The organism is Streptomyces niveiscabiei, from assembly GCF_033794345.1.
Taxonomy (GTDB): domain Bacteria; phylum Actinomycetota; class Actinomycetes; order Streptomycetales; family Streptomycetaceae; genus Streptomyces; species Streptomyces niveiscabiei.
This window is the reverse complement of the sequence record NZ_JARAYJ010000006.1, coordinates 309,849-334,789: the sequence shown is the minus strand read 5'-3', so window position 1 is coordinate 334,789 and position 24,941 is coordinate 309,849. Positions and strand designations below refer to the sequence as shown.

Sequence of the window (24,941 nt, the reverse complement as noted above, 5' to 3'; positions counted from 1 at the left end):
CCAACACGGAAGAAACACCATGATCGACAGAAGGTCCTTCCTCGCCGTCGGCGGCGCCGCGCTCACCGCGACCGCGCTGACCGGCGCCGCGCGACCCAAGTCCGCCACGGTCGGCGGCCGTTGGAGCAAGCTCGCCGACCGGCTCCAGGGGCGCCTGGTGCTCCCCGCCGACGCCGACTACCAGCGGGCCAAGCAGCTCTACCAGGTCCAGTTCGACAGCGCGGCCCCCCAGGCCGTCGCCTACTGCGCCTCCGCCGCCGACGTCTCCGCCTGCGTCCGCTTCGCCGCCGCCCACGGCATCCCCGTCGCCGCCCGCAGCGGCGGCCACAGCGCGGCCGGCTACTCCACCACGCAGGGCCTCATCATCGACGTCTCCCAGCTCAACTCCATCACCCTGGGCGAGAGTTCGGTGCGGATGGGGCCCGGCGCCCAGCTCGTCGACATCGCCGACACCCTCGCCCCGGCCGGGCTCGGCATCTCCGGCGGCTACTGCCCGACCGTCGCCGCGGGCGGGTTCCTCCAGGGCGGCGGCATGGGCCTGTTCACCCGCAGCATCGGCATCGCCTCCGACAAGGTGACCGCGGCCCAGGTCGTCCTCGCCGACGGACGGACCGTCACTGCGGCCCCGCACTGCAACAGCGACCTGTACTGGGCGCTGCGCGGCGGTGGCGGCGGCAACTTCGGCATCGTCACCTCGTACGACATCACCCCCTCGCCGCTGAGAGACGTCGCCGCGATCAACCTCGTGTGGACCTTCGACCAGGCCCTCGACATGCTCGACGGCTGGACGCGGTGGCTGCCCGACGCGCCCTGGACCATCGGCAGCGGCGTCAACGTCACCCTCACCGACGCGGGCCCCGGCGGGGTGCCGACCGCGTCCGTGTTCCTCGGCTCGGTCGACACCGGCACCGGATTCGACGCCGAGATCGCCCGCCTCATCTCCCTGGTCGGCCGGCCGCCGGTCTACCAGCAGAAGTTCACCGCCCCCTACCGGGCGATCCTCATGCAGCTCTACCAGTGCTCCGAACTGTCCGTGCAGCAGTGCCACCGCGCCGACACCTCGCCCGACGGGAAGATCCAGCGCCCCGCGTTCGGTGCCTGGCGCAGCCGCCTCTTCAAGGAGCGCGGCATGCCCCGCGACGGCTGGGCCAAGGCCCTGGAGACGTTCAATGCCAACCGGTTCGCGGGCGGGCAGATGCGCCAGCTCCAGATCTCCGCGCTCGGCGGCCGGGCCAACACCGTCGCCCGCGACGCCACCGCCTACGTCCACCGCGACAGCCTCTTCTCCGTCAGCTACCTCACCTCCAACGCGGCCTCGGTGAGCGCGGAGGCCAAGGCCGCCGCCTGGGAGTTCGTCGACGACGGGTTCGCCGTCATCGACCCCTACTCGCAGGGCGAGACCTACCAGAACTTCATCGACCCCCGGCTGCCCGACTGGCGGCGCTCCTACTACGCCGAGAACTACGCGCGCCTCGCCCGGACCAAGCGGAAGTACGACCCGCACGGCTTCTTCCGGTTCGCCCAGAGCGTCGGCTGACCCGCACCGCCCGGCCCCCCTCGCAGGGGCCGGGCCCGTTCTCCGCCACCCAGGCCGCACCAGACAGGAGCACGACATGAAGATCGCGGACCTCACGCGCCCGGCCCCGCTGCGACTGCCCCAGGGGATCACCCCGGCCGAACTCCGCCGCGCCACCGCCCGCCTGACCGCCCATATCAGCGCCAGAACCGACGACGACGGCGCGATACGCGAACAGTGCGAGAGCCGGGTCCTCGAATCCGCCCTCGCCCTCGCCCTCATGACCCGCACCGGCACCGCCTCCCCGGCCCGCGAACGCCTCCTCGGCTACCTGCGCGGCCACCTGGAGTCCCCCGACGCCCTCGACCGCGTCCTCGCCACCCACGCCGTCGAAGGCGCCGCCGGTCGCACGGCGGGCGGCAACAGCGTCCTCGCCGGGACCCTCGCCGCGAACATCCTGGGCTCCGCGCCCGGTTTCATCTCCACCCGGCGCCGCCTCATGGTGTACGCCGTGCTGTCGGTCCTCGGCTGCCCGCTGCCCGCCGACGCGGAACTCCCCGGCGGCGGACACGTCCCCACCGACCCGCTGCACTCCTGGGCCGCCGTCCAGCAGGCCGCGATCACCCTGATCCTCGCCACCGCCCTCGACGTCCGCAACCAGGCCACCGAAGCGGCCCTCGACACCCTCCTCGCCACCGACCCGGACACCACCGTCTGGGAGGGCTACGCCCTCATGCACCTGCTGGTGCTGCACGCCCTCGCCGGCACCGGCCGCCACGACGACACCGTACGGCGCGGTCTCGCCACCCTCCTGCGCCACCAACGCCCCGACGGCGGCTTCCCGTTCGTCCTGGAGATGCACAACTGGTGCACCTCCACCGGCGGCCTCGCCCTGCACGCGGCCGGCGCCGACCTCGCCCTGCTGCGCCGTATGGCCTCCACGCTCGCCGCCGAACGCGGCGGCGCCCCCCTGCCCTCCCTCTCCCGGGGCACCCCCCTCACCGGCGGCTGGTCCATGTCACCGGCCGTCGCGCAGAACGACGTCGACGACACCTCCTGCGCCCTGGAGTTCCTGCACGCCGTCGACCCCGTCGCCCACGCCGGGACCGTCCGCGCCGGCGTCGCCGCCCTCCTCGCCGTCCAGGGCACCGACGGAGGCTTCCCCACGTACGTCGCCGGCGCCTCGTCCGAGCCCTGCATGACGGCCGCCGCCGTCGGCGCCCTCGGCCCGCACCCCGAGACCGCGCCCCAGCGCGCGAAAGCGCTCGCGTTCCTCGCCGAGCACCAGGACGCGGACGGCGGCTTCGAACCCGGCTGGAGCCGCTCCCGGCTGCACAGCCTCTTCCGGGTCCGCCTCGCCGCCTGCACCGCCCACCCCGACGACCTGCGCTCCGGCGCCATGGCCGCCCGCGTGGAGCGCACCGTCCTCGACACCCAGAACGACGACGGCGGCTGGGGCATGCGCCCCGGCGACCCCAGCGACGACATCAGCACCGCCTACGGCATCGTCACCCTCTGCCACGCCGACGACTCCCGCGCCCTCGGCGCCGCTCTCATCTGGCTCCTGGAGCGGCAGAAGGCCGACGGCGGCTACGACGGACCGCCCGACATGGTCGGACCCCGTCCCTTCGCCTACCACTTTCCGCTGCTCACTGATATCCCGGTGCTGCTGGCCCTCGGACACGTCCGGGCCCGCCTCCTGGACACGTGAGACCCGAAGGAACACCCGTCCCCCACAGAACACTGGAGACCACACGCATGCTGCGAAAACTGGCCGCCCTGCCCAGCGGAAGGGTGGGCAAGTGGGTCGTCATCGCGATCTGGGCCGTGATCCTGGTTCCGGCGCTGATGCTCGCCGGGAAGCTCGGTGACGCGGAGGAGAACGACAACTCGGCCTGGCTGCCGGGCAACGCCGAGTCCACCGCCGTCGTCGAGCGCGCCCAGAAGCTGATGCCCGCCGACACCGTCCCCGCGATCGTCGTCTACGACCGGGCCGCCGGGACCACCCCCGCCGACCTCGCCAAGGCGCGCGCGGACGCCACCGCGTTCAAGAGCATCACCAACGTCGTCGGCGAACCCCAGGGCCCGGTGGTCTCCGAGGACGGCAAGGCCCTCCAGACCGTCGTCCAGGTCCGCAAGGACAAGACCGGCTGGGAAGGGCTCGGCAAGGTCGTCGACGCGATGACCGAGGTCGGCGAGAAGGACGCGCGGGGGCTCGGCTTCCACGTCGCCGGGCCCGCCGGGTACGGCGCCGACTCCATCAAGGCGTTCGGCGGAGGCGGCGCGCTCACCACCATCACCGCCCTGGTCGTCGTGGCGATCCTGCTTCTCACCTACCGCAGCCCCCTGCTGCCCCTGCTGCCGCTGCTCACCGTCGGGGTCGCCCTGATGGCGGCGGAGGCGTTCATCTACCTCCTCGCAGAGAACGCCGGACTGGTCGTCAACAAACAGACCAGCTTCATCCTCGTCGTCCTCCTCTTCGGCGCCGCCACCGACTACGCGCTGCTGCTGATCTCCCGCTACCGGGAGGAACTCGCCCGCCACGAGGACCGGCACGAGGCGATGGCCGAGGCCCTCTACCGCTCCGGGCCCGCGATCGTCGCCAGCGCCGCGACCGTCGCCGTCAGCCTCATGCTCCTCACCCTCGCCGTCCTCAACTCCACCAAGGGCATGGGCCCCGCCTGCGCGATCGGCATCATCGTCGGACTGCTCGCCATGACGACCCTCATGCCGGCCCTCCTCGTCGCCTGCGGGCGGTGGATCTTCTGGCCGAAGAAACCCGTGTACGGCGCCGAGGCGCAGGCCAGGGAGAGCGTCTGGGACCGGGTCGGGAACGTCATCTCCGGCCGGCCCCGCCTGGTGTGGGCCGGCACGGTCCTCGTGCTCGGCGCGATGGCGCTGGGCGCCCTCGGACTGAACGCCTCCGGCCTGTCCAACAAGGACCAGTTCACGAACAAGCCGCAGATGGCCGTCGGCGAGGAGATCCGCGCCGAGCACTTCCCGGCCGGCTCCGGCGACCCCGTCTACGTCGTCGCCAAGGCCGACGCCGCCGCGCAGGTGAGGACGGCGCTCGCGGCCGTACCCGGCATCACCGGCGTCGGCGACCCCGTCGTCAAGGACGGTGAAGCGGTCCTGCTCGCCCAGCTCAAGGACGAGCCCAGCAGCGAGGGGGCGATGAGCACCGTCGACCGCGCCCGCACCGCCGTCCACCAGATCGAGGGCGCTGACGCGCAGGTCGGCGGCTCCACCGCGATCATGGTCGACACGGAGAACGCGGCGGCCCGCGACTCGAAGGTGATCATCCCGATCGTCCTTGTCGTCGTCCTGCTCATCCTCGGCCTGCTGCTGCGCGCGGTCGTCGCGCCGCTGCTGCTGATGGCGACCGTCCTGCTGTCCTTCGGCGCCGCCCTCGGCGTGAGCAGCCTCGTCTTCGAGCACGTCTTCGGCCTCGCCGGGGCCGACGCCTCGTTCCCGCTGCTCGCGTTCGTGTTCCTCGTCGCCCTCGGCATCGACTACAACATCTTCCTGGTCACCCGCGTCCGCGAGGACGCCGCCCTGCACGGCACCCGGCGCGCCGCGCTCACCGGCCTCTCCTCCACCGGCGGGGTCATCACCTCGGCGGGCGTCGTCCTCGCGGGCACCTTCGCCGCGATGGCCTCCCTGCCGCTGGTCTTCGCCGTCGAACTCGGCTTCGCCGTCGCCTTCGGCGTCCTCCTCGACACGCTCGTGGTGCGCTCGGTGCTCGTCACCGCGCTCACCCTCGACGTGGGCCGCTGGATGTGGTGGCCCAGCAAGCTGTTCCACCGCCGCGACGACGCCGGCACGGCGACGGGCGAGAGCGGCCAGGTACCCGCCTACAGCGGCAGGTGAACCGTCTCTGCCACGGCGCCCCTGTCCGGGGTCCCGTGGCAGGGGCGACCGCACGCACGGAAACACGGCAACGGGGGCAAGAGATCTATGCACACGGAGACGAGGGACAGAGAACTCCGCCGCGACACCTCGACGGAAGGCACCGGTGCGCGGCGCATCGCCGAGCTCGAACACGAGGTCCGCGAACTCAGACGCGCCAACGAGACACTCAAGCAGTACGTCAGCCAGGCACTCGACCTCGACACCGGCCCCCGACGCCGGGAGCAGCCGGACCCGCAGCGTGCGCCCCGCAGGCCCGCGCCCGCCTCCGGCGTCGAGTTCCGGGTCCTCGGCCCCGTCGAGGCCGCCGTCGACGGCCGCCGGGTCGACCTCGGGGCGCCCAAGCAGCGCGCCGCGCTCGTCCTGCTGGTCAGCCAGGTCGGCCAGCCCGTCTCCGTCGACACGCTCGTCGACGCCCTGTGGGAGGGCCGGCCACCGCAGTCCGCGATCACCTCGCTGCACGCGTACATCGCCAACCTGCGGCGCGCCCTCGAACCCCACCGCGCCCCCCGCACCCCGGCCACCGTCCTGTGCACGCGCGGACGCGGCTACCTCCTCGACAGCCGGGCCGTCGAGGTCGACGCGCACCGGTTCTGGGAGCACGCCACCGCCGGGTGGCAGGCCCTCGACCGGGGCGATCCGCAGCGCGCCCTGTACGCGTTCGAGGCCGGCCTCGCCCTGTGGCGCGGCGAGGCGTACGCGGAGGTCGCGGGCGCACCGCACGTCGCGCCCGAGGCGGTCCGCCTGGAGGAACTGCGGCTGTCGGTGGTCGAGGGCAGGTGCGCCACCCTCATCGCCGTCGGCAGCCACGAGATGGCGGTCCCCGAACTGGTCGCCTTCACACAGGCCCACCCGCTGCGGGAGTACGGCTGCGAGCTGCTCACCCTCGCGCTGTACCGGTCGGGGCGGCAGGCCGACGCGCTGTCGGTGCTGCGCGCCCACCAGAAGAGGATGGTGGAGGGGCTGGGGATCTCGCCGAGCCCGGCGTTGCAGCATCTGGAGCTGGAGATCCTGCGGCAGGCCCCGGAGCTGGAGCGCTCGTGACCGCTTCGGCGCGGTGACCCTTCCGGGGGCCACCGCGCCTCGTGTCACCGCGCCAGGACGAGGGTCGTCGGCGACGGCGTCTCCACGAACCGCACCTCCTCGAACCCGGCCGCCGTCAGCCACGCCCGGTAGTCGCCGCGCCGCCAGGTCGACCCGTGCCGGCTCTTGAGGAGCATCTCCCCGGCGAAGGTCAGCGCGAACGGCGGGCCGCTGCGGTCGTCGTCGGTGATGTAGTCGGAGACGACGAGCGTGCCACCCGGCTTCAGGGCCCGGCGGATCCGGGCGAACACCGCCTCGTTGTCCTTCGGCCCTTCCTGGTGGGCGATGTTGGAGTACATGACGACGTCGTGCTCCCCGTCTCCGAAGCCGACGGTGTGGAAGTCGCCGTCCACGTGCTCGACCCGGTCGCCCACACCCTGTTCGGCGAGCAGCCGCCGGGCGATCGCGTTGATCGGCGCCCAGTCGATCTGGGTGGCGCGGGCGTCCGGGTTGAGGCCGAGCCACACCGCCGAGCAGACCCCGGAGCCGCCGCCGACGTCCAGCACGGAGATCTTCCCGGCGTCGGCCAGCCCCAGCTCCTCGGCGGCGATGTGCGCGACGGGCACGGACTGCGCGGCGATCGCCTGGACGAGGTTCTCCCAGTGCGGGTTGTCGGCGACCTCCACGACCGCGTCCGACACCGGACCGCCCGCCTTCACGACGTCCGGCAGCGCGGCCAGCGACCCCAGGTGGCCCATCTTCAGCCGCGCGAACGCCGCCAGCGACGCGGGCCGGCCCGCGACCAGGAACGCCGACGCCTCACGGGAGTTGCGGTAGTGCCCGCCGGCCACCTCGACCAGCTCCAGCGCGACCAGCCCGTCCAGCAGGGCCCGCGCCCCGCGCACCGCGATCCCGGCCCGCGCCGCCAGTTCCTCGGGGGTGCCTGCGCCGTCCTCCAGGTGCGTGAACAGGTCGTACGTCGCCGCCGTCCCCACCGTCCCGGTCGCCCAGTAGCCGTTGATCAGCCGCATCACGCGGTCCGAAGTGGGCGTGGTGCCGTGGTCGTTCATGCGGTCCTCCCCGTGGACTGGTGGTCGTCGACCCAGGTGCCGAGGGCCATCTCGGCGGTGATGCCGGGCCCGAACCCGGCGATCAGGCCGGTCGCCCCGGTGGGCAGCGGGCCTTCCTCGAACCGCCGGCGCAGGGCGTCGAGGACGACGGCGCTGGCGATGTTCCCGTACTCGGTGAGCGTCCCCCAGCTGTGCCGGAAGACCGCGCCGTCGACCCCGAGGTACTTCGCGAGGTCGTCCAGGATGCGCGGGCCGCCCGCGTGGATGACGTAGAAGTCCAGGTCCCCGGCGTCCCAGCCGTGACCGGCCGCGAGGTCCTTGAGGACCGGCGCGAGCGGCTCCATCGTGCCCGGCACCCGGCGGTCGAGCTGGAAGTGGAACCCGGTGTCCTTCACCGCGTACGAGATCCAGTCCTCGGTGTTCGGGATCAAGTACGAGGCGTTGCGGGCCAGTTGGACGCCGGTGACGCCCGGGCCGCCCCGGCCGCGCACGACGGCCGCCGCGACCGCGTCGCCGAACAGGCCGTCCGACAGCAGCGAGCCGATGTCGTCCGCGTCCGGCTGGTAGCACAGCGAGCACAGCTCGCACGACACGATCAGGACGTTGCTGTCCGGGTGCGCCGCGCAGAAGTCGTGGGCCCGGTTGATCGCCGCGCCGCCCGCCGCGCAGCCGAGCTGGGCGATGGGCAGCTGGCGGGTGTCGTAGCGCAGGCCCATCGTGTTGATGAGCCAGGCCGTCAGCGAGGGCATCATGAAGCCGGTGCACGACACGTAGATGATCGCGTCGATGTCCTCGGCCCGCAGCAGCGCGTTCGCCAGCGCCTCCTCGATCGCGTCCGGGCAGCGCTTCTTCGACTCCATCTCGTAGATCCGGTTCCGTTCCTCGAAACCGGGGTGGGACAAGGTCTTCTCGATCGGCTGGACCAGGTGTCGTTTCTTCACCCCGGTGTTCTCTATCAGCCGGAGCGCGAGCGGCAATTGGGGTTTTCCCGCGTGCGCTGTGCGGGCGAAATCCAGGGTCTGTTCCATCGTGATGACGTATTCCGGTACGCGCACCGCGGGCTTGCAGAGAATGGGCATGTCCGGCATTCGCCTCTCGGCAGTAGGGGAATTCTCGGAAATTGATCGTTCGGGGGGTTCAGGGCCGGCTGACGTCGTCGTCGACCAGCAGGGCGGCGGCGCCCGTGTACGCGCCGGGGTCCAGGAGCCGGGCGACGCGGTCCGCCGTCAGACGGGCGGTCACCTCGGGCAGGTCGCCCAGGACGTCACCGAGGGCGCGCCCGCTGCGGTCCGCCTCCGCCGAGGCGTCGGTGACCACCTCGCGGGCGCGGGCCTTGCCGAGCTCTTTCGCCAGGGCGGCGCAGATCCGCTCCGAGGCGATCCGGCCGCCGGTCAGCTCCAGGTTCGCCCGCATCCGCTCCGGCCGGACCACAAGACCCTCGGCCAGCTCCACGGCCGTGTGCGCCGCGCCCCCGGCCAGCCGCAGGCACTCCCGCAGCAACTGCCACTCGGCGTGCCACACCCCGGCCGACCGCTCGTCCTCGCACACCAGACACTGCGTCAGCCCCGCCGCCAGCACCGGGACCTGGAGCGCGGCGCTGCGCAACAGGGTCGCCAGCACGGGGTTGCTCTTGTGCGGCATCGCGGACGACGCGCCCCGCCCGGCCGGCGAGGGCTCGGCGACCTCACCGACCTCGGTCCGGGCGAGCGACTGCACGTCCACGGCGATCTTCCCGAGCGCGCCGGTGGTGAGGGCGAGGACGGCCGCGAGGTCGGCGACCGGGGTGCGCAGCGCGTGCCAGGGCAGGGGCGGCCGGGCGAGGCCCGTCTCCACGGCGTACGCGTCGAGCAGCGGTCCCACCGGGCCCGCCTCCAGATAACCGGCGAGCGTCCCGGCGGCCCCGCCCAGCGAGAACGGCAGCCCGCCGTCCAGCAGCGCCGCGACCCGGTCGCGGGCGTCCAGCACGAGCCGGCGCCAGCCGGCCGCCTTCAGCCCGAACGTGGTGGGCACGGCGTGCAGGGCGAGCGTCCTTCCGGCCATGGCGCTGTCCCGGTGCCGCACGGCGAGCCCGGCGAGGGCGGCGGCGGTGCGTTCCAGGTCGGCGCGGACGAGGGAGAGCACCCGGACGGCGACCAGCATCGCGCCGGTGTCGAAGACGTCCTGGCTGGTCGAGCCGTGGTGGACGTACGCGGCGGCCTCGGGCGAGGTCGCGGCGACGGCGCGGGTGAGGGCGCCGACGAGCCCGACGACGGGGTTCGCGGTCTCCCGGGCGATGAGCGCGAGGGCCGTCACGTCGAACCGCTCGGCGCGGGCGGCCCCGGTGATCACCTCGGCGGCTTCCGGGGGGATCACCCCGACGGCGGCCTGGGCCCGGGCGAGGGCGGCTTCGGCGTCCAGCATGGCTTGCAGCCAGGCGGTGTCGGAGGTGGCCGCCTCGGCGGGGGTGCCGGCGCGGACGGGAGAGAGAAGGCCCAGGTCGTGGTCGGTCACGCGGACGCTCCCAGAGTCGATACAGCCGGTTCGAGCGCCAGCACCGTCCGCGCCACCGCGTCCGCGTCGCCCAGGATCACCGAGTCCACGCCCGGCCGTATCCCGGCGGCGGTCACCCAGTGCACGCCCTCCGTGGGGACCCCCAGCGCGAACCGGCGCGGATGGGCCCGCCCCGTCGCGTCGATCACCCGGTACGGGCGCTCCGTGACCGCCAGCCCCCGCGTCGCGACCCGCGTCCCGCAGCTCCCGGCGATCGTGAACCGCCGCGCCCGCCCGGAGTCCAGCAGCCCCCGCAGCAACGGGTCCGCCGTACGCGCGAGGTCGGGCTCCGGCAACCGCGCCTCGATCAGCGACGTCGCCCGTACCGGCGGGCCCGGGACGACGCCGGAGACGGCGGTGAAGCCGTCACCGGCCGTCACCCGCACCCGCGGCCCGAGGATGTCCACCACCCCCGCCTCGATCAGCGCGATCAGCTCCGCGACCCGCGAGACGGGCGGCCCGATCGACAGGAACGCGTTCAGCGGCGTGTACCAGCCCTGCACGTCGTCCCGGTACGAACCGCCCTCCAGGCGCCCGTGGTCGACGGCGGCGCGGATCTCGTTGCGGAGGTCGCGCAGCACGTCGAGGGCGGCCTTGAGCGGCCCGCGCACGTTGCCCGCCCTGGCCGCGCGGACGTCGTCCGCGAGATGCGCCAGGAGCCACGCCCGGTACGCGTCCGGGGAGCCCACGTCCTGCCCGAGCCACGGCCGGGCCACCCGCTCCCAGTCCCACCGCTCACCGGGCGCGACCCCGGCGGCGTCCAGGAGCCGCGCCTCGGCGGCACGGTCGGGCGCGGCCAGGAACTCCCGTACGAAGGGCTCGCGTTCGGGCGAGGCCAGCAGGGTGCCGTAGTAGACGCTCTCGACCTCCTTGGCGATCAGCGGCCACAGATCGGCGGCGAACGACAGCCGCTCCCCGTTCTCGGCCCGCCGGTGCAGCCGGGCGACCGCCGCCAGGGTCAGGACCCTGGGCTCGTGACGCCCGTACGCCCCCTTCTGGTTCTCGCCGCGCGCGTGGTACGGCACCCCGCGCCGCGACCCGGCGACGATGCGCGGCTCCCGCCCCGAGGGCTCGTACCGCAGCCGCCCGGCCTCCCGCACGAACCTGCCGCCCCGCTCCTCGGTGAGCAGCGCGAGCACGTCGAAGAAGTTCAGCCCGAGCCCGCGTACGAAGACGGTCTCGCCCGGAGCGATCCCGGACAGGTCGAGGTCGGCGGGGTTCGCCGGGGCGAAGTACCCGGCGCCGCGGGGCTCACCGGGCGCCGGGCGGACGGGAAGGTGCCCCTGCGCGAGGACCACCGCGTCCAGCCCGCCCAGCCGCGTGCCGTCGGCCAGCAGCAGGGCCTGCGTGCCGTCCGCCGAGTCGTCGAGCGCGACCGCGGACGTGCGGTGCTCCACGACGGTGACGTGCGCCGGCGCCGCGTCCCGCACCGTACGGAACACGTCCTCCAGGTACGCCCCGTACAGAGCCCGCGTCGGATACTCGTCGGGACCGAGCCGCCCCGCGGCCCACTCGTACAGGCTCGGCCCCTCCTCCACCGGCCCGTCCATCGTCACCGTGTGGTCCGTGAACATCGTGACCTGCGAGGCGACCGTGTTCATCAGCAGCCGCCGCGACTGGTCCGTACGCCACACCTTCCCGGCGCCCGGCGCGTACGGGTCGACGACGTGCACGGTCACCGCCCCGTGCGCGGGCGACTTCCGCTCGTTCGCGCACAGCCGCTCCAGGACGGACAGCCCACGCGGCCCCGCCCCGACAAGACAGACGACAAGCACGGGCTCTCCCGTCAGGACGCGCGGACGTTGTTCTTGAGCTCCGCCCGCAGCACGTCCACGACCCGCTCGACCTGGTCGTCACGGAGCTCGGCGTGCATGGGGATCGCGAGGTTGCGGTGGAAGAGGTCCGCCGAGACGGGGCAGCTCTGCACGGCGTCGTAGACCGGCTGGAGATGGCTCGCCCAGGTGCCGTGCCCGCAGCCGATGCCCTGCGCGCGCAGCGAGGCGGCGAGGGCGGAGCGGTCGACGAGCGGGGAGAGCGTGACGAGGTACGACTGCCAGGCGTGGGTGCGGTCGCCGGGGACGTACGGCAGCGTCAGCAGCTCCTCGTCGGCGAGGAGTTCGGCGTACCGGGCGGCGACCGTGCCGCGGCGGGCGAGGAGTTCGTCGACCCGGTCCAGCTGGACCTGGAGGATCGCGGCGGCGATGTCCGAGAGCTTGTAGTTGTAGCCGATGTCGGTGAACGTCGGGACCGGCAGCCCGACCACCTGCGCCTGGTCGTAGATGCTGCCGATGCCGAACGACGACCGCAGCCGCGCGTCCGCGCCGATCACCGGGTCGGCGGCGAGCAGTGCCCCGCCCTCCCCGCTGCTGGCGCCCTTGCGGCCGTGGAAGGAGAGGCAGGCGACCGGCGCGAGCGCGCCCGCGGGCCGCCCCCGGTAGCTCGCGCCGACCGCGCAGGCCGCGTCCTCGACGACGAACAGCCCGTGCCGGTCGGCGAGCGCCATCAGCTCGTCGTAGTCGGCGGGCAGGCCGACCGTGTCGACGGCGATCACCCCGACCGTGCGCGGCCCGATCAGCGCGGCCACCGCCTCCGGGTCGATCGTGCCGGTGTCGGGCCGCACGTCCGCGAAGACGGGCGTCGCCCCGACATAGCGCACCGCGTGCGCCGGGGCCGGGAACGTGTAGTCGGCGACGATCACCTCGTCGCCCGGTTCGACGCCCAGCGCCAGCATCGCCAGGTGCAGGGCCGCGCCGCAGTTGCTCAGCGCGACCGCGTCGCCGACGCCGTACCGCTGCTTCAGCTGCGCCTCGAACGCCTTGCCCCGCGGGCCCTGCCCGGCCGGCCAGCCGGAGGCGAACACCTCGGCGACGGCGGCGAGTTCACGGGCGCCGAGGCTCGCGTGGACGAGAGGGACGCTGTCGTTGGTGGTCACGGGGCCACCGTCCTTTCTGCGGGCGGGGTGAAGCGGAGCGGGGTGATCTGCTGGACGTCGTAGCGCCGGCGCATCCGCTCGACCGCCTCCGGGTCCACCGAGGGGCCGGCCGCGAAGATCTCGACGATCTCCTCGAAGTACCGCTCGTGGTCGGGCGAGGGGGAGCTCTGGAAGAGCATCCGGGCCGGGGCGTCCGAGGCGTTGCGGAAGGCGTGCGGGGTGCCCGGCGGCACGAACATGCAGCTGCCGGTGACCGCCCGGACCGGGCGCTCGCCCTTCGGGGACTCCCAGCCGTGCCAGGTGTCCTCGGTGCGCTCGGCCGGCTCGAACGCGAACAGCTCCAGCTCACCCTCCAGGACGTAGAAGAACTCCTGGGACGCGGTGTGCGCGTGCGCGCCGACGTCGAAGCCCGGCGGTACGACCACCTCGAACACGGACGAGGAGGAGCCGTCCGCCGCGGTGACTTTGAACGTCACGTCCTGCGCTTTCGTGACGAGTTTCCTGCCGTGGCCGGGAGGGACGATCAGACCGCTCATGGAGTGTCGCTCTCTGGTGGAATTTCCCTGCGGAATGCGGGCGGTGCGGAGAAAGCGAGAATGCCAGCGCCGACTTGGTGGCCACTGGGTTCGCGATTGGCGCCCGCTTGCCGCCAAGCCGGGGCCAACTCGCCGCGTATTCCCCGGCAAGGGGCCGTGACGAAGATGCGGTTGCGCACGGGTTCCAGAATCCGGTTCCGACCATCCCGAGGGGGAAACCATGCAGTCCGCCACACCGCGAGTGCTGCTCGCCGCGCCACGGGGGGCCTGTGCCGGAGTGCACCGGGCCATCGAGACCGTGCAACGCGCGCTGGAGATCCACGGCGCGCCCGTGTACGTCCGCAAGCAGATCGTCCACAACGAGCACGTCGTGCGTGAACTGGAGGGCAAGGGCGCCCGGTTCGTCGACTCGGAGGAGGAGGTGCCGGCCGGCGCGGTGTGCGTGTTCTCCGCGCACGGCGTCTCCCCGCAGGTCCGCGAGAACGCGCGGGGGCGTGAGCTGACGGTCGTCGACGCGACGTGCCCGCTGGTCGCCAAGGTCCACCAGGAGGCGATCCGCTACGCCCGCACCAAGGACACGCTGATCCTCATCGGGCACGCCGACCACGAGGAGATCGAGGGGACGTACGGGGAGGTGCCGGAGCGGACGGTCGTCGTCGCCGACGTGGCGCAGGCGCGGCGGCTCGAACTGGCGCCGGGGGCGCGGGCCGCCTACCTGACGCAGACCACGTTGTCCGTGGACGACACGGCCGAGATCGTCGCCGTGCTCAAGGAACGGTTCCCCGGCATCACCGGGCCCGGGGCGGCCGACATCTGTTACGCCAGCCAGAACCGGCAGAACGCGGTCAAGGCCATCGCCGGGCGCAGTGACCTGGTGCTGGTCGTGGGGTCGGCGAACTCCAGCAACTCGCTGCGGCTGGTGGAGGTTTCGCGGGCCGCCGGCACACCCGCGCGGCTCCTCACGGACCCGGTGCTGCTGGACGCCGGGTGGCTGAGGGACGTCCGCACGGTCGGGCTCACGGCAGGGGCGAGCGTGCCGGAGGCGCTGGTGGCACAGGCGCTGGGGCGGCTCGCGGAGCTGGGATTCGAGGACGTCGAGGTGGAGGAGACGGTTGTGGAGAACGTGACCTTCAGACTGCCGGTGGAACTGGGGGAGTTGGGGGAATTGGGGGAATTGGGGGAGCTGAGGGAGTCGGGCGGGGCGGTGGGGGCTGACGCGTCAGGCGCTGGGCGACACGCCTCGGCCGCGGCGCGGGACGCCTCGGGCGCGGCGCGGGATGCCGAAGAGGCCTGCGCCAAGCTCCTCGACCGCGTCGAGGGCCGCATCACGGACCTCCTCAACGCCGAGGCGGCGCACTGGAGTTCCGTCGACCCCCGGGCCGCCGTGCCGGTCGGCGTCGTCGCGGAGCTGATCGCGGCGGGCGGCAAGCGGCTGCGCCCCCTGTTCTGCGTCACCGGCTTCCTCGCGGCCGGCGCGGACGGCGACGAGGACACCGTCGTGGACGCGGCAGCCGCCCTGGAACTGCTGCACGCCTTCGCGCTGATCCACGACGACATCATCGACAACTCGCCCACCCGGCGCGGCACTCCGACCGCGCACGCCGCGCACACGGCCCTGCACGCGCGCAGCGGCTGGGCGGGGGAGTCGCGCCGGTACGGCGAGGGCGTCGCGATCCTCGCCGGGGACCTCGCCCTGAGCTACGCGAACCGGCTCGCGGGCACGCTGACCGGCCCGGCGGCGCAGGTCTGGCACGAGCTGGTCACCGAGATGATCGTCGGCCAGCAACTGGACGTCGCCCTCGCCGCCGAGGCCGTCCCCGACGAGGCGCTGGCCCGCTGGGTCGCCGTCTGCAAATCGGGCCGCTACACCATCCACCGCCCGCTGGCCCTGGGCGCGGCCCTCGCCGGACGCCCCGCGCTGTACGGCGTGTTCGAGGCGTACGGGGTCGCGGCCGGGGAGGCGTTCCAGCTCAGGGACGACCTGCTGGACGCGTTCGGCGACGAGGAGGTCACCGGCAAGCCGGCCGGCCTGGACCTCGACGAGCACAAGATGACCCTGCTGATCGCGCTGGGCGCCGCCAAGGACCCGGAGGTGGCGCGGCTCGTCGAGGAGAGCCGGCACACCGACTGGAACCCGGCCCCCCTGCACGCCGCCCTCCTCGCCTCCGGCGTACGCGCCGACGTCGAGAAACGCATCGACGCCCTCGTGACCGACGCCCGCACGGCCGTCACCGGCGCCGGACTGCCCGACACCTGGCGCCTGCGGCTCGAAGAACTCGCCGACCTGGTCGCCTACCGCGACCGCTGACGACTCCCGAAGGACCCCTGCCATGAGCACACTCCTGTACCGCCTGAGCCCCAAGCCCGACCACGCCGCACTCCACCGCAAGGGCCTCTACCTCGGCGTCGTCCCGCAGGCGGCGGCCCGCGTGCGCGGCGCGATGCCGGTGGTCCTCGACCACGACCTGGACGTCCTGCCCGACGCCGGACGCGATCTGACGGTGGCTCAACTCGCGGGCCACGTCGCCGACATGGCGAACCGTCTGGCCGTCGCCAAAGTCCGCGCCGGCGGACACGTCGTGATCTGCAAGGCACCCAACTTCGACCTCTGGCTCCTCGCGACGGCCGTCGAACGCCTCGGCGCGGTCCCGGTGATGCTCTCCCACCACCTGGACTCCGAGGCCCTCTCCGCGCTCCTCGCCCGCCTCGACCGCCCCCACCTGATCACCGACGGCCCCAAGCTGGACGCCCTCACCGCGGACGGCGTCGACCTGGACACCCTGACCCGGGGCGTGCTCGGCGTGGGCGACGCCGGGCACGGCGCGGTCCCGCTCGCCTCGCTGGACGGCTCGGTGCCGGTCCGCCCGGTGCTGCGCGGCCTCGACGAACCGGCGATGATCACCCACACCTCCGGCACCACCGGCCTGCCGAAACTCGTCGTCCACACGCCCCGCACGATGCGCTCCCGGCTGCGCCCCCAGATCTTCCTGCTCGGCCTGATGCGCAAGCGCGGCACCGTCGCGATCCACACCCCGTTCGGCCACTCCCGGACCTTCGCGGCGATGTCCCTGTGCCTCCTTGAGGGCATGCCGCCCCTGCTGGTCAACGACGGCACCCCGGACGCCGTCGCCACCTTCTTCGCGGCTCAACGCCCGTGGCTGATCGAGGCGTTGCCCAACACGTTCCTCGCCTGGGAGGAACTGGCCGACGACGCGCGCCGCCCGTTCGCCTCCGTCAAGTACTTCAGCAGCACCTTCGACGCGATCCACCCGCGCACCGTGCGCCGCCTGCTGCACGCGTCCACGCAGCGCGCCCAGTTCTTCCAGATCTACGGCCAGAGCGAGGTGGGCCCTGCCGCCGGGCGCCCGTACTTCCGCCGGTTCGCGCACCGCATGGACGGCCGCTGCGTCGGCTACCCGCTGCCGGGCAGCGCGCGGGTGCGGCTGGTGAGCCGGGACGGGCAGCGGCCCTCGCAGGACAACCCCGGGTTCATCGAGGTGCGGTGGGACGGCATCGCCAAGACGTACCACGGCGAGCAGGAGCGGTACGACGCCAACCTGAACGACGGCTGGTGGCGCACCGGCGACGTCGGCTACCGCACCCGGTTCGGCTGCCTGCACATGCTGGACCGCGAGTTCGACGCGATTCCCGGCGTCGGCAGCAACCTGGAGATCGAGGACCTCCTCCTCGACGAACTCACGGAACTCGCCGAGGTGGTCGTCGTGCAGGGGCCCGACGCGGAGGCGGTCCCGGTCGTCTGCACCCACCACGACGAGCCGCTCGACCTCGGCCGCTGGCGCGCGGCCACCGCCGGGTACCCGCAGCTCGCCGAGCCCGTCCAGATCCCGCTGGCCGAACTGCCGCGCACCGCGACCCTCAAGACGCGCCGCGTCGAACTCTCCCGGCGCCTCGCGGCCGGTCTACCAGGGGCCGTGGTCGAGTAGCCCGAGGACGAGGATCGCCACCGCCGTGGCGAGGAAGACGATCCCGCCCACGATGTTGCGGGAACCCACCCGCACGTGGGCGATGATCGCCCCCACGAAGTACAGGATCAGACCGATCGCGGCGAGCGTGCCCAGCACCGGCACCGCGAGCCCGGCCAGCAGTCCGACGGTGCCCGCCGCCAGCAACGACCCGAGGACCGGGACGTACTTGCGGGGGATGCCCTTCATGTCCGCCTGGGTCTTGGGGTACTCATGGCCGATCAGGTACGTGACGGCGGCGGCACCGTTGAAGACCGCGCCGACGATGGTCATGGTGACGAAAGCGGTGGACAAGTTCTCTCCGCATCTTTGAGGACGACCTTGCTGAGCACCGTTCTGAGATGCCCCCCGAGTTTCGATGATCGTACAGGCGACACCGCGCCAAGTCCCGGTGACACCACGTGACTTAAGTGTCAGACCGCGTCCCAGCCGTGCTCCCGGTGCGCGGGTTCCGCCTCGCTCACCGGCAGCCACCGAGCCTCGTACACCGTGTCGCGCAGCCGGAAGCGGCCCGCCGACCAGTCGGCGAGTTCACGGTCGACGTCCTCGCCCCGGACCACGTCGTCCTCGGGGACCAGCGTGCCGGAGGAGCCCACCGGCCACACCATCCACTCCGGCAGCTCCTGCTCACTGGTCACGCGCCTGCGCCACAGCCACCCCGTGTACTCCCGCCAGACGTCCACCCGGGTGACCAGCAACCCGACCTCCCGCCCGTCGGTGAACAACCGAGCCGCACCTCGCCGGTACGGATCGAGCCGTACGTCGCGCATGATCACGCCCTCCCACCCCCACGCGTGTTACCAAGAACCATGCCTGCACACGAAGGATCCCACGCGTACGACGCCGTCATCGTCGGCGGCGGTCACAACGGCCTGGTGGCCGCCGCCTATCTGGCCCGCGCCGGGCGGTCGGTGCTCGTGCTGGAGCGGCTGGGGAGCACGGGCGGCGCGGCCGTCTCGACGCGGCCGTTCGCCGGGATGGACGCCCGCCTGTCGCGGTACTCGTACCTGGTGAGCCTGCTGCCCGACAAGATCGTCAAGGACCTCGGCCTGAGCTTCCGCGTCCGGTCCCGCGACATCTCCTCGTACACGCCCGTCGAGCGCCACGGGAAGCCCACCGGCCTCCTCGTCGGCGGCGGCGACCGCCGCACCCGGGACGCCTTCGCGCAACTCACGGGCTCGGACCGGGAGTTCGAGGCGTGGCAGCGGTTCTACGGCCTCACCGGGCACGTCGCCCGGCGCGTGTTCCCGACGCTCACCGAACCCCTGCCGAGCCGCGCGGAGCTGAGGCGCAGGGTCGACGACGAGGAGGCGTGGCGCGCCCTGTTCGAGGAGCCGGTCGGGACGGCGATCGAGGAGCGGTTCGCGGACGACACCGTGCGCGGAGTCGTGCTGACCGACGCCCTGATCGGCACGTTCGCCGACGCGCACGACCCCTCGCTCGCCCAGAACCGCTGCTTCCTGTACCACGTCATCGGCGGCGGCACCGGCGCCTGGGACGTCCCCGTCGGCGGCATGGGCGCCCTCACCGACTCCCTCGCCGCAGCGGCCCGCGAGGCCGGCGCCGTCCTCGCCACCGGCCACGAGGTCACCGGGATCGACACCGACGGCCGTACGGCGGAGGTCAGTTACCGCACGGCCGACGGCGAGGGCGTCGCCACCGCCCGCCACGTCCTCGTGAACGCCTCCCCGCAGGCCCTCGCCCACCTCACCGGCGCCACACCGCCCGAGCCCGCCGAGGGCGCCCAGCTCAAGGTGAACATGCTCCTGAAGCGCCTCCCACGGCTGAAGGACACCGCCGTCGACCCGCGCGAGGCGTTCGCCGGGACCTTCCACATCGCCGAGGGGTACGGCCAACTCGCCACCGCCTACGCCGAGTCGGCCGCCGGACAGCTGCCCACCGCCCCGCCCTCGGAGATCTACTGCCACTCCCTGACCGACCCGACCATCCTGGGCCCGGAGCTGACGGGCCATCACACCCTGACCCTCTTCGGCCTGCACACCCCCGCCCGTCTCTTCCGCGACGACAACGACGCCACCCGCGAGGAACTCCTGACCCGCACCCTCGCCCAGCTCGACGCGCACCTCGCCGAACCCCTGGCCGACTGCCTCGCCACCGACGCCGACGGCCGCCCCTGCATCGAGGCGAAGACCCCGCTCGACCTGGAACGCGACCTGCGCCTGCCCGGCGGCAACATCTTCCACCGCGCCCTGTCCTGGCCCTACTCCCAGGAGGGCGACGGGCGTTGGGGCGTGGAGACACCGCACGCGAACGTCTACCTGTGCGGGGCGGGCGCGATCCGCGGGGGAGGGGTGAGCGGTGTGCCGGGGCACAACGCGGCCATGGCCGTATTGGAACACCAGATCTGACGATCCATCAGAAACCTCTTCCCTCGGACGGCCGTCTGCGGCATCCTGCGCGACATGCAGACGGAGCTGAGCAACCAACTGGGAGTCGAGCACGCCCTTTTCGGCTTCACGCCGTTCCCCGCCGTCGCCGCGGCGATCAGCCGGGCCGGCGGGTTCGGCGTGCTCGGCGCGGTCCGCTACACCGCCCCCGACGACCTCAAGCGCGACCTGGACTGGCTGGACGCGCACGCGGACGGACGGCCGTACGGACTGGACGTCGTCATGCCGGCCAAGAAGGTCGAGGGCGTCACCGAGGCCGACGTCGAGGCCATGATCCCCGAGGGGCACCGGCAGTTCGTGCGCGAGACCCTCGCCAAACACGGCGTACCCGAACTCGCCGAGGGCGAGGCGTCCGGCTGGCGGATCACCGGCTGGATGGAACAGGTCGCCCGAGGCCAGCTCGACGTCGCCTTCGACTACCCGATCAAGTTGCTGGCCAACGCGCTCGGTTCACCCCCGGCCGACGTCATCGCCCGCGCCCACGCGCGGGGGGTGCGGGTCGCGGCTCTCGCCGGAAGCGCCCGGCACGCGCTCAAGCACAAGGACGCGGGCATCGACATCGTCGTGGCCCAGGGCTACGAGGCCGGTGGTCACACGGGCGAGATCGCCTCGATGGTCCTGACCCCGGAGGTCGTCGAGGCCGTCGACCCGCTGCCGGTGCTCGCCGCCGGGGGCATCGGCAGCGGCGCGCAGGTCGCCGCCGCGTTCGCGCTCGGCGCGCAGGGCGCCTGGCTCGGCTCGCTCTGGCTCACCACCGCCGAGGCCGACATGCACTCGGCCGCCGTCACCCGCAAGCTCCTCGCCGCCGGGTCGGGCGACACCGTCCGCTCCCGCGCCCTCACCGGCAAACCGGCCCGGCAGCTGCGCACCGAGTGGACCGACGCCTGGGACGACCCGGACGGCCCCGGCACCCTCCCCATGCCCCTCCAGGGCCTGCTGGTCGCCGAGGCGCTCTCCCGGATCCAGAAGTACGAGGTCGAACCCCTGCTCGGGACACCCGTCGGGCAGATCGTCGGCCGGATGACCGAGGTCCGCAGCGTCCAGGCCGTCGTCGACGACCTCACGCGCGGCTTCGAGAAAGCAGTCGAGCGCGTCGACCGGATCGCCGCGGGAAGGAGCCCCCGATGACCCCCGGCTTCTGGGCCCAGGCGGCGGAACACCCCGACCGTGTCGTCCTGATCGCCCCCGACGGCGAGGAGTGGACCGCCGGACGCCTCCACGCGCAGGCCAACCGCCTCGTCCACGGCCTGCGCGCCGCCGGACTCGAACGCGGCGACGCCTTCGCGATCGTCCTGCCCAACTCCCCTGACGTCATCGCCGCCTACCTGGCGGCCACCCAGGCGGGCCTCTACCTCGTCCCGGTCAACCACCACTTCGTCGCTCCCGAGATCGCCTGGATCGTCGCCGACTCCGGCGCCAAGGTCCTCATCGCCCACGAACGGTTCGCCGGCCAGGCGTCGCGGGCCGCCGACGAGGCCGGCCTCCCGCCGAGCCACCGGTACGCCGTCGGCGGCATCGACGGCTTCCGCCCGTACGCCGAACTCCTCGACGGACAGCCCGAGTCGGCCCCCGCCGACCGCACGCTCGGCTGGGTCATGAACTACACGTCCGGGACGACGGGACGCCCGCGCGGCATCCGCCGCCCGCTGCCCGGGAAACTCCCCGAAGAGACCTACCTCGGCGGCTTCCTGGGCATCTTCGGCATCCAGCCCTTCGACGACAACGTCCACTTGGTGTGCTCGCCGCTCTACCACACGGCCGTCCTCCAGTTCGCGGGCGCGTCGCTGAACATCGGGCACCGGCTGGTCATGATGGACAAGTGGACGCCGGAGGAGATGCTCCGCCTGATCGACCGTCACCACTGCACGCACACCCACATGGTGCCCACCCAGTTCCACCGCCTCCTCGCCCTCCCCGAGGAGGTCCGCGCCCGCTACGACGTCTCCTCCATGCGGCACGCCATCCACGGCGCCGCCCCCTGCCCCGACCACGTGAAACGGGCGATGATCGACTGGTGGGGCACCTGCGTCGAGGAGTACTACGCGGCCAGCGAGGGCGGCGGGGCGTTCGCGAGCGCCGAGGACTGGCTGAAGAAGCCCGGCACGGTCGGAAAGGCCTGGCCCATCAGCGAACTGGCCATCTTCGACGACGACGGCAACCGGCTGCCGCCCGGCCAACTCGGCACCGTCTACCTGAAGATGAACACCGGAGGGTTCGCCTACCACAAGGACGAGCAGAAGACCCGCAAGAACCGCATCGGTGACTTCTTCACCGTCGGCGACCTCGGACTCCTCGACGAGGACGGCTACTTGTTCCTGCGCGACCGCAAGATCGACCTCATCATCTCCGGCGGCGTCAACATCTACCCCGCCGAGATCGAGGCGGCCCTCCTCGCCCACCCGGCCGTCGCCGACGCCGCCGCCTTCGGCATCCCCCACGACGACTGGGGCGAGGAGGTCAAGGCGGTCGTCGAACCGGCCCCGGGCTTCACCCCGGGACCGGACCTCACCGCCGGCCTCCTCGCCCACTGCGCCGGACAACTCGCCGGCTACAAACGGCCCAAGAGCATCGACTTCATCGCCGAGATGCCCCGCGACCCCAACGGCAAGCTCTACAAACGCCGCCTGCGGGAGCCGTACTGGGCGGACTCAGCTGTGGACGCGGACGGTCCGAAGGACGGGTGACGCCTTGACGTCCTTCTCGCAGAACCGCGCCGTCACCCACCGCTCCTGCCCGTACAGGCGCGTCTGATCGGCGTAGTGCGGCGAGTTCGGGTTCGACGACTGGGAGTAGGTGAGCAGCGTCCGCGCCACCGGACACCCGCTGCCGTCCCAGCCGACGGCCTGGATGTGACTGGACCCCATCGAGATCTCGGAGTAGCCACCCCCCGCCGGGTCCCACCGCCCCTCGACCTTGTTCCACACACCCAGCCCCTCGGTCCCGCCCGGAACGGGGATGCGCTTCCCGTTCCGGACGACGAACTGGTGCTCCCCGAGCGGGGAGTTCAGCGCAATCCCCGCCGACCGCAGCTCGGTGACCGCGTCCGCGAGAGCCGCCGCGAAGGCCGGGCCGTCGGTGTTGAGGGTGTTCGGCGTGTTCACCGGGTCGGCCGCCGAGAACGGCACCTTCCAGCGCTGCGCGGGCAGCTTCCGCCAGAACCGGTCGAACAGCAGCGCACCCCTGCTGCCGGTGTCCGTCGTCCGGTCCCAGGCCGCCAGCACCCCGCACGCCTCGGAGACGTCAACAGCCGTACCGTTGCTCCCCGTTGCCTGCCCGCCCGGCAGCGCCGCGCACGCCTTCGCCGCGTCGGCCGCCGCCAGGTCCCCGGCCGGAACCCGGTTCGCGAACTGCTGCGCCTGAAGATCCCGCACGGTCAGCTTCCCGCGCTCCGCGAGCGCCGCCACGTCCTGGATCGCCCCGCGCGTCCGCAGTCCCCGCTGCGTGCCGATGTTCCCGAAGATCCGCTCGTACCCGGTGATCGGCTGCTCGGCATTGGTCAGCCAGGGACTGTCGTTGGAGTTCTCGACGTACGCCGCGTCCCGCAGCGTCGGCATCTTCGCCGGCCCGAAGATCCCCGGCTGTACGGCGTCGGCGTCGGTCCCCGGCGCGCACGCGGTGCGCGAGCCGTCGAGGACCGCGAGCCCGGCCGCCGGGTACGTCGCCGAGCCCAGCGGCGTCGAGCAGGACGCGGCGAGGTCGTTCGTGATCCGGGGCAGCACCTGCGACTGGGAGTACAGGGTGTGCCCGCCGGAGTCGGCGGCGATCGTGTTCACCCACGGCAGGCCCTGGTGCTTCGCCAGCGACGCGGCGATCCCCGCCGTGTCCCGGGCCTTGGCGAACCCGAGCGAGGTGTCCGCGAACCGCAGGTTGGCCGCGTTCGGGTCGTTCAGCGCGAACGCCGTCGTCGCCGTCCACGGCAGCGGGAGCCCGGCGCTGGAGGAGGCGAGGACCGGGCCGTACCGCGTCCACCACTGGGTGCGCGTCACCGGTGCGCCGTCCTTCACCGCGACCGTCACCGTGCGCTTCGTCATCGCCTCCGGCTTGCCGTCCACCAGGTAGGCGGTCGGGTCGGACGGGGAGAGCGTGAGCTGGGTCAGGTTGAAGGGGACGCCCGTCGAGACGGTGTGGCTCCACGCGATGTGCGCGTTGTAGCCGATCGAGACCGTCGGCAGGCCCAGCAACGAGCCGCCCGCGACGTCCAGTTGACCCGGGATCGTCTGGTGCGACTGCCAGAAGCGGCGGCCCCCGTGCCACGGGTAGTGCGGGTTGCCCAGCAGCAGACCGCGGCCGTTCGCCGTCGTGTCGCCGCGGAACGCGACCGCGTTCGAGCCCATCGAGGCGTCGGCGGTGCGCTGCTCCACGGCGCGGATCACGGCCTGCGGATCGGCCTGCGGCGCAGGGGAGTTCGCGGCCGGCGGCCGGGCCGAGGTGATCTCGTCGACGTTGTCGCCCTGGCCGCCGAGGATCGACAGGGCGTAGAAGCGGGCGGCCACGTCGGTGGTGGTGATCGGGCGGACCCACGGCGCGCCCTCGCACGCGGGGTCCGTGACGCGGTTCTGCCTCAGCCACGCGTTGTATCCGGCCGTGAACCCGGCCATCAGGTCCTTCGCCTGCCGGCTCGGGCCGCGCGGCGCCGGCTCCGCGAGGAGCTTCTCGACCGTGCGCGCGTCCCGGACGCCCTTGAAATACAGGTCGCTCGACAGGTTCGTGGTCGCCGAGACGAGGGACTGGTCGCTCGTCGCGTCGGGGCCGAACCAGCGGGACCGCTCACCCCTGACGGTCACGAACCCGTCGGCCAGGACGCAGACCTGGTCCGCCGCCTGCGCCCAGCCGGTGCCGAAGCCCAGGTCCGTATAGGTCTTCGCGGTGATGTGCGGGATGCCGTACTCGGTGTACCGGACGACCGCCGATAAGCGGCCTGATGAGGGCTGGTCCTGGCGGCCCTGCGACTGCGCCGCCGCTGCCGGAAGCGCCGTCGCCCCGGTGAACAGGGCGACGGCCGCGACGGTCAGCCGTCTGAGGCGGGTGCGCATCG

General features: G+C 72.9%; 18 protein-coding genes. 9 read left to right on the top strand and 9 right to left on the bottom strand.

The features are described from left to right. The first annotated feature begins 19 nt into the window (after positions 1 to 19). From PV682_RS11365 to PV682_RS11350, 4 genes are all read left to right on the top strand, one after another. On the top strand, positions 20 to 1,537 hold the full coding sequence (locus tag PV682_RS11365) for an FAD-binding oxidoreductase (protein ID WP_319726860.1): 1,518 nt from the start codon (positions 20 to 22) through the stop codon (positions 1,535 to 1,537). Between the two features lie 76 nt (positions 1,538 to 1,613). After that, the gene (locus PV682_RS11360) at positions 1,614 to 3,227 is read left to right on the top strand and encodes a prenyltransferase/squalene oxidase repeat-containing protein (protein WP_319726858.1); all 1,614 of its coding nucleotides are present in this window, start codon (positions 1,614 to 1,616) and stop codon (positions 3,225 to 3,227) included. A 47-nt stretch (positions 3,228 to 3,274) separates the two neighbouring features. Continuing rightward, positions 3,275 to 5,386 (top strand): MMPL family transporter, encoded by a 2,112-nt coding sequence (locus PV682_RS11355; RefSeq protein WP_319726856.1) that lies wholly within the window; start codon positions 3,275 to 3,277, stop codon positions 5,384 to 5,386. Positions 5,387 to 5,473: 87 nt separating this feature from the next. Beyond that, the gene (locus PV682_RS11350) at positions 5,474 to 6,469 is read left to right on the top strand and encodes an AfsR/SARP family transcriptional regulator (RefSeq protein WP_319726854.1); all 996 of its coding nucleotides are present in this window, start codon (positions 5,474 to 5,476) and stop codon (positions 6,467 to 6,469) included. A 44-nt stretch (positions 6,470 to 6,513) separates the two neighbouring features. Here PV682_RS11350 and PV682_RS11345 read toward each other — a convergent pair whose 3' ends face one another. Genes PV682_RS11345 through PV682_RS11320 form a run of 6 tightly spaced genes read right to left on the bottom strand, consistent with a single transcriptional unit; the run spans position 6,514 to position 13,515 of the window. Beyond that, a complete protein-coding gene (locus PV682_RS11345) occupies positions 6,514 to 7,518 on the bottom strand; it encodes a class I SAM-dependent methyltransferase (protein ID WP_319726851.1) in 1,005 nt (334 codons plus the stop codon). Further along, positions 7,515 to 8,597: a type III polyketide synthase gene (locus PV682_RS11340; protein WP_193555228.1), complete on the bottom strand. Its 1,083-nt coding sequence runs from the start codon at positions 8,595 to 8,597 to the stop codon at positions 7,515 to 7,517. The genes PV682_RS11345 and PV682_RS11340 overlap by 4 nt, the downstream gene beginning before the upstream one ends. Before the next feature lie 58 nt (positions 8,598 to 8,655). Beyond that, the gene (gene pcaB / locus PV682_RS11335) at positions 8,656 to 10,008 is read right to left on the bottom strand and encodes a 3-carboxy-cis,cis-muconate cycloisomerase (RefSeq protein ID WP_319726848.1); all 1,353 of its coding nucleotides are present in this window, start codon (positions 10,006 to 10,008) and stop codon (positions 8,656 to 8,658) included. Continuing rightward, positions 10,005 to 11,822 carry an FAD/NAD(P)-binding protein gene (locus PV682_RS11330; RefSeq protein ID WP_319726846.1) on the bottom strand — a complete coding sequence of 606 codons (1,818 nt, stop codon included), beginning with the start codon at positions 11,820 to 11,822 and terminating at the stop codon, positions 10,005 to 10,007. The genes pcaB and PV682_RS11330 overlap by 4 nt, the downstream gene beginning before the upstream one ends. An 11-nt stretch (positions 11,823 to 11,833) precedes the next feature. Continuing rightward, complete coding sequence (locus PV682_RS11325; protein ID WP_319726844.1) at positions 11,834 to 12,979, bottom strand: DegT/DnrJ/EryC1/StrS family aminotransferase; 1,146 nt, start codon at positions 12,977 to 12,979, stop codon at positions 11,834 to 11,836. Further along, positions 12,976 to 13,515, bottom strand: a complete 540-nt coding sequence (locus PV682_RS11320; RefSeq protein WP_319726841.1) for a cupin domain-containing protein — start codon at positions 13,513 to 13,515, stop codon at positions 12,976 to 12,978. The genes PV682_RS11325 and PV682_RS11320 overlap by 4 nt, the downstream gene beginning before the upstream one ends. Positions 13,516 to 13,735: 220 nt before the next feature. Here PV682_RS11320 and ispH point away from each other — a divergent pair, with 220 nt between their 5' ends. After that, positions 13,736 to 15,823, top strand: a complete 2,088-nt coding sequence (gene ispH, locus PV682_RS11315) for a 4-hydroxy-3-methylbut-2-enyl diphosphate reductase (RefSeq protein WP_319726839.1) — start codon at positions 13,736 to 13,738, stop codon at positions 15,821 to 15,823. 22 nt (positions 15,824 to 15,845) lie between these two features. After that, the gene (locus PV682_RS11310) at positions 15,846 to 17,459 is read left to right on the top strand and encodes an AMP-binding protein (RefSeq protein WP_319726838.1); all 1,614 of its coding nucleotides are present in this window, start codon (positions 15,846 to 15,848) and stop codon (positions 17,457 to 17,459) included. On the opposite strand, the gene PV682_RS11305 is transcribed toward PV682_RS11310, so the two are convergent. Then, positions 17,436 to 17,792 carry a DoxX family protein gene (locus PV682_RS11305; RefSeq protein WP_319726837.1) on the bottom strand — a complete coding sequence of 119 codons (357 nt, stop codon included), beginning with the start codon at positions 17,790 to 17,792 and terminating at the stop codon, positions 17,436 to 17,438. The genes PV682_RS11310 and PV682_RS11305 overlap by 24 nt on opposite strands. A gap of 119 nt (positions 17,793 to 17,911) precedes the next feature. Next, positions 17,912 to 18,268 carry a hypothetical protein gene (locus PV682_RS11300; RefSeq protein WP_319726835.1) on the bottom strand — a complete coding sequence of 119 codons (357 nt, stop codon included), beginning with the start codon at positions 18,266 to 18,268 and terminating at the stop codon, positions 17,912 to 17,914. Between the two features lie 39 nt (positions 18,269 to 18,307). On the opposite strand from PV682_RS11300, the gene PV682_RS11295 reads away from it, so the two are divergent. Genes PV682_RS11295 through PV682_RS11285 form a run of 3 tightly spaced genes read left to right on the top strand, consistent with a single transcriptional unit; the run spans position 18,308 to position 22,590 of the window. After that, positions 18,308 to 19,867 (top strand): phytoene desaturase family protein, encoded by a 1,560-nt coding sequence (locus PV682_RS11295; protein WP_319726833.1) that lies wholly within the window; start codon positions 18,308 to 18,310, stop codon positions 19,865 to 19,867. Between the two features lie 54 nt (positions 19,868 to 19,921). Continuing rightward, complete coding sequence (locus PV682_RS11290; protein ID WP_319726831.1) at positions 19,922 to 21,034, top strand: NAD(P)H-dependent flavin oxidoreductase; 1,113 nt, start codon at positions 19,922 to 19,924, stop codon at positions 21,032 to 21,034. Next, positions 21,031 to 22,590: an acyl-CoA synthetase gene (locus PV682_RS11285; protein WP_319726829.1), complete on the top strand. Its 1,560-nt coding sequence runs from the start codon at positions 21,031 to 21,033 to the stop codon at positions 22,588 to 22,590. The genes PV682_RS11290 and PV682_RS11285 overlap by 4 nt, the downstream gene beginning before the upstream one ends. Here the strand turns inward: PV682_RS11285 and PV682_RS11280 are convergent. Next, positions 22,555 to 24,939 (bottom strand): penicillin acylase family protein, encoded by a 2,385-nt coding sequence (locus PV682_RS11280; RefSeq protein ID WP_319726827.1) that lies wholly within the window; start codon positions 24,937 to 24,939, stop codon positions 22,555 to 22,557. The genes PV682_RS11285 and PV682_RS11280 overlap by 36 nt on opposite strands. Positions 24,940 to 24,941 lie beyond the last annotated feature (2 nt).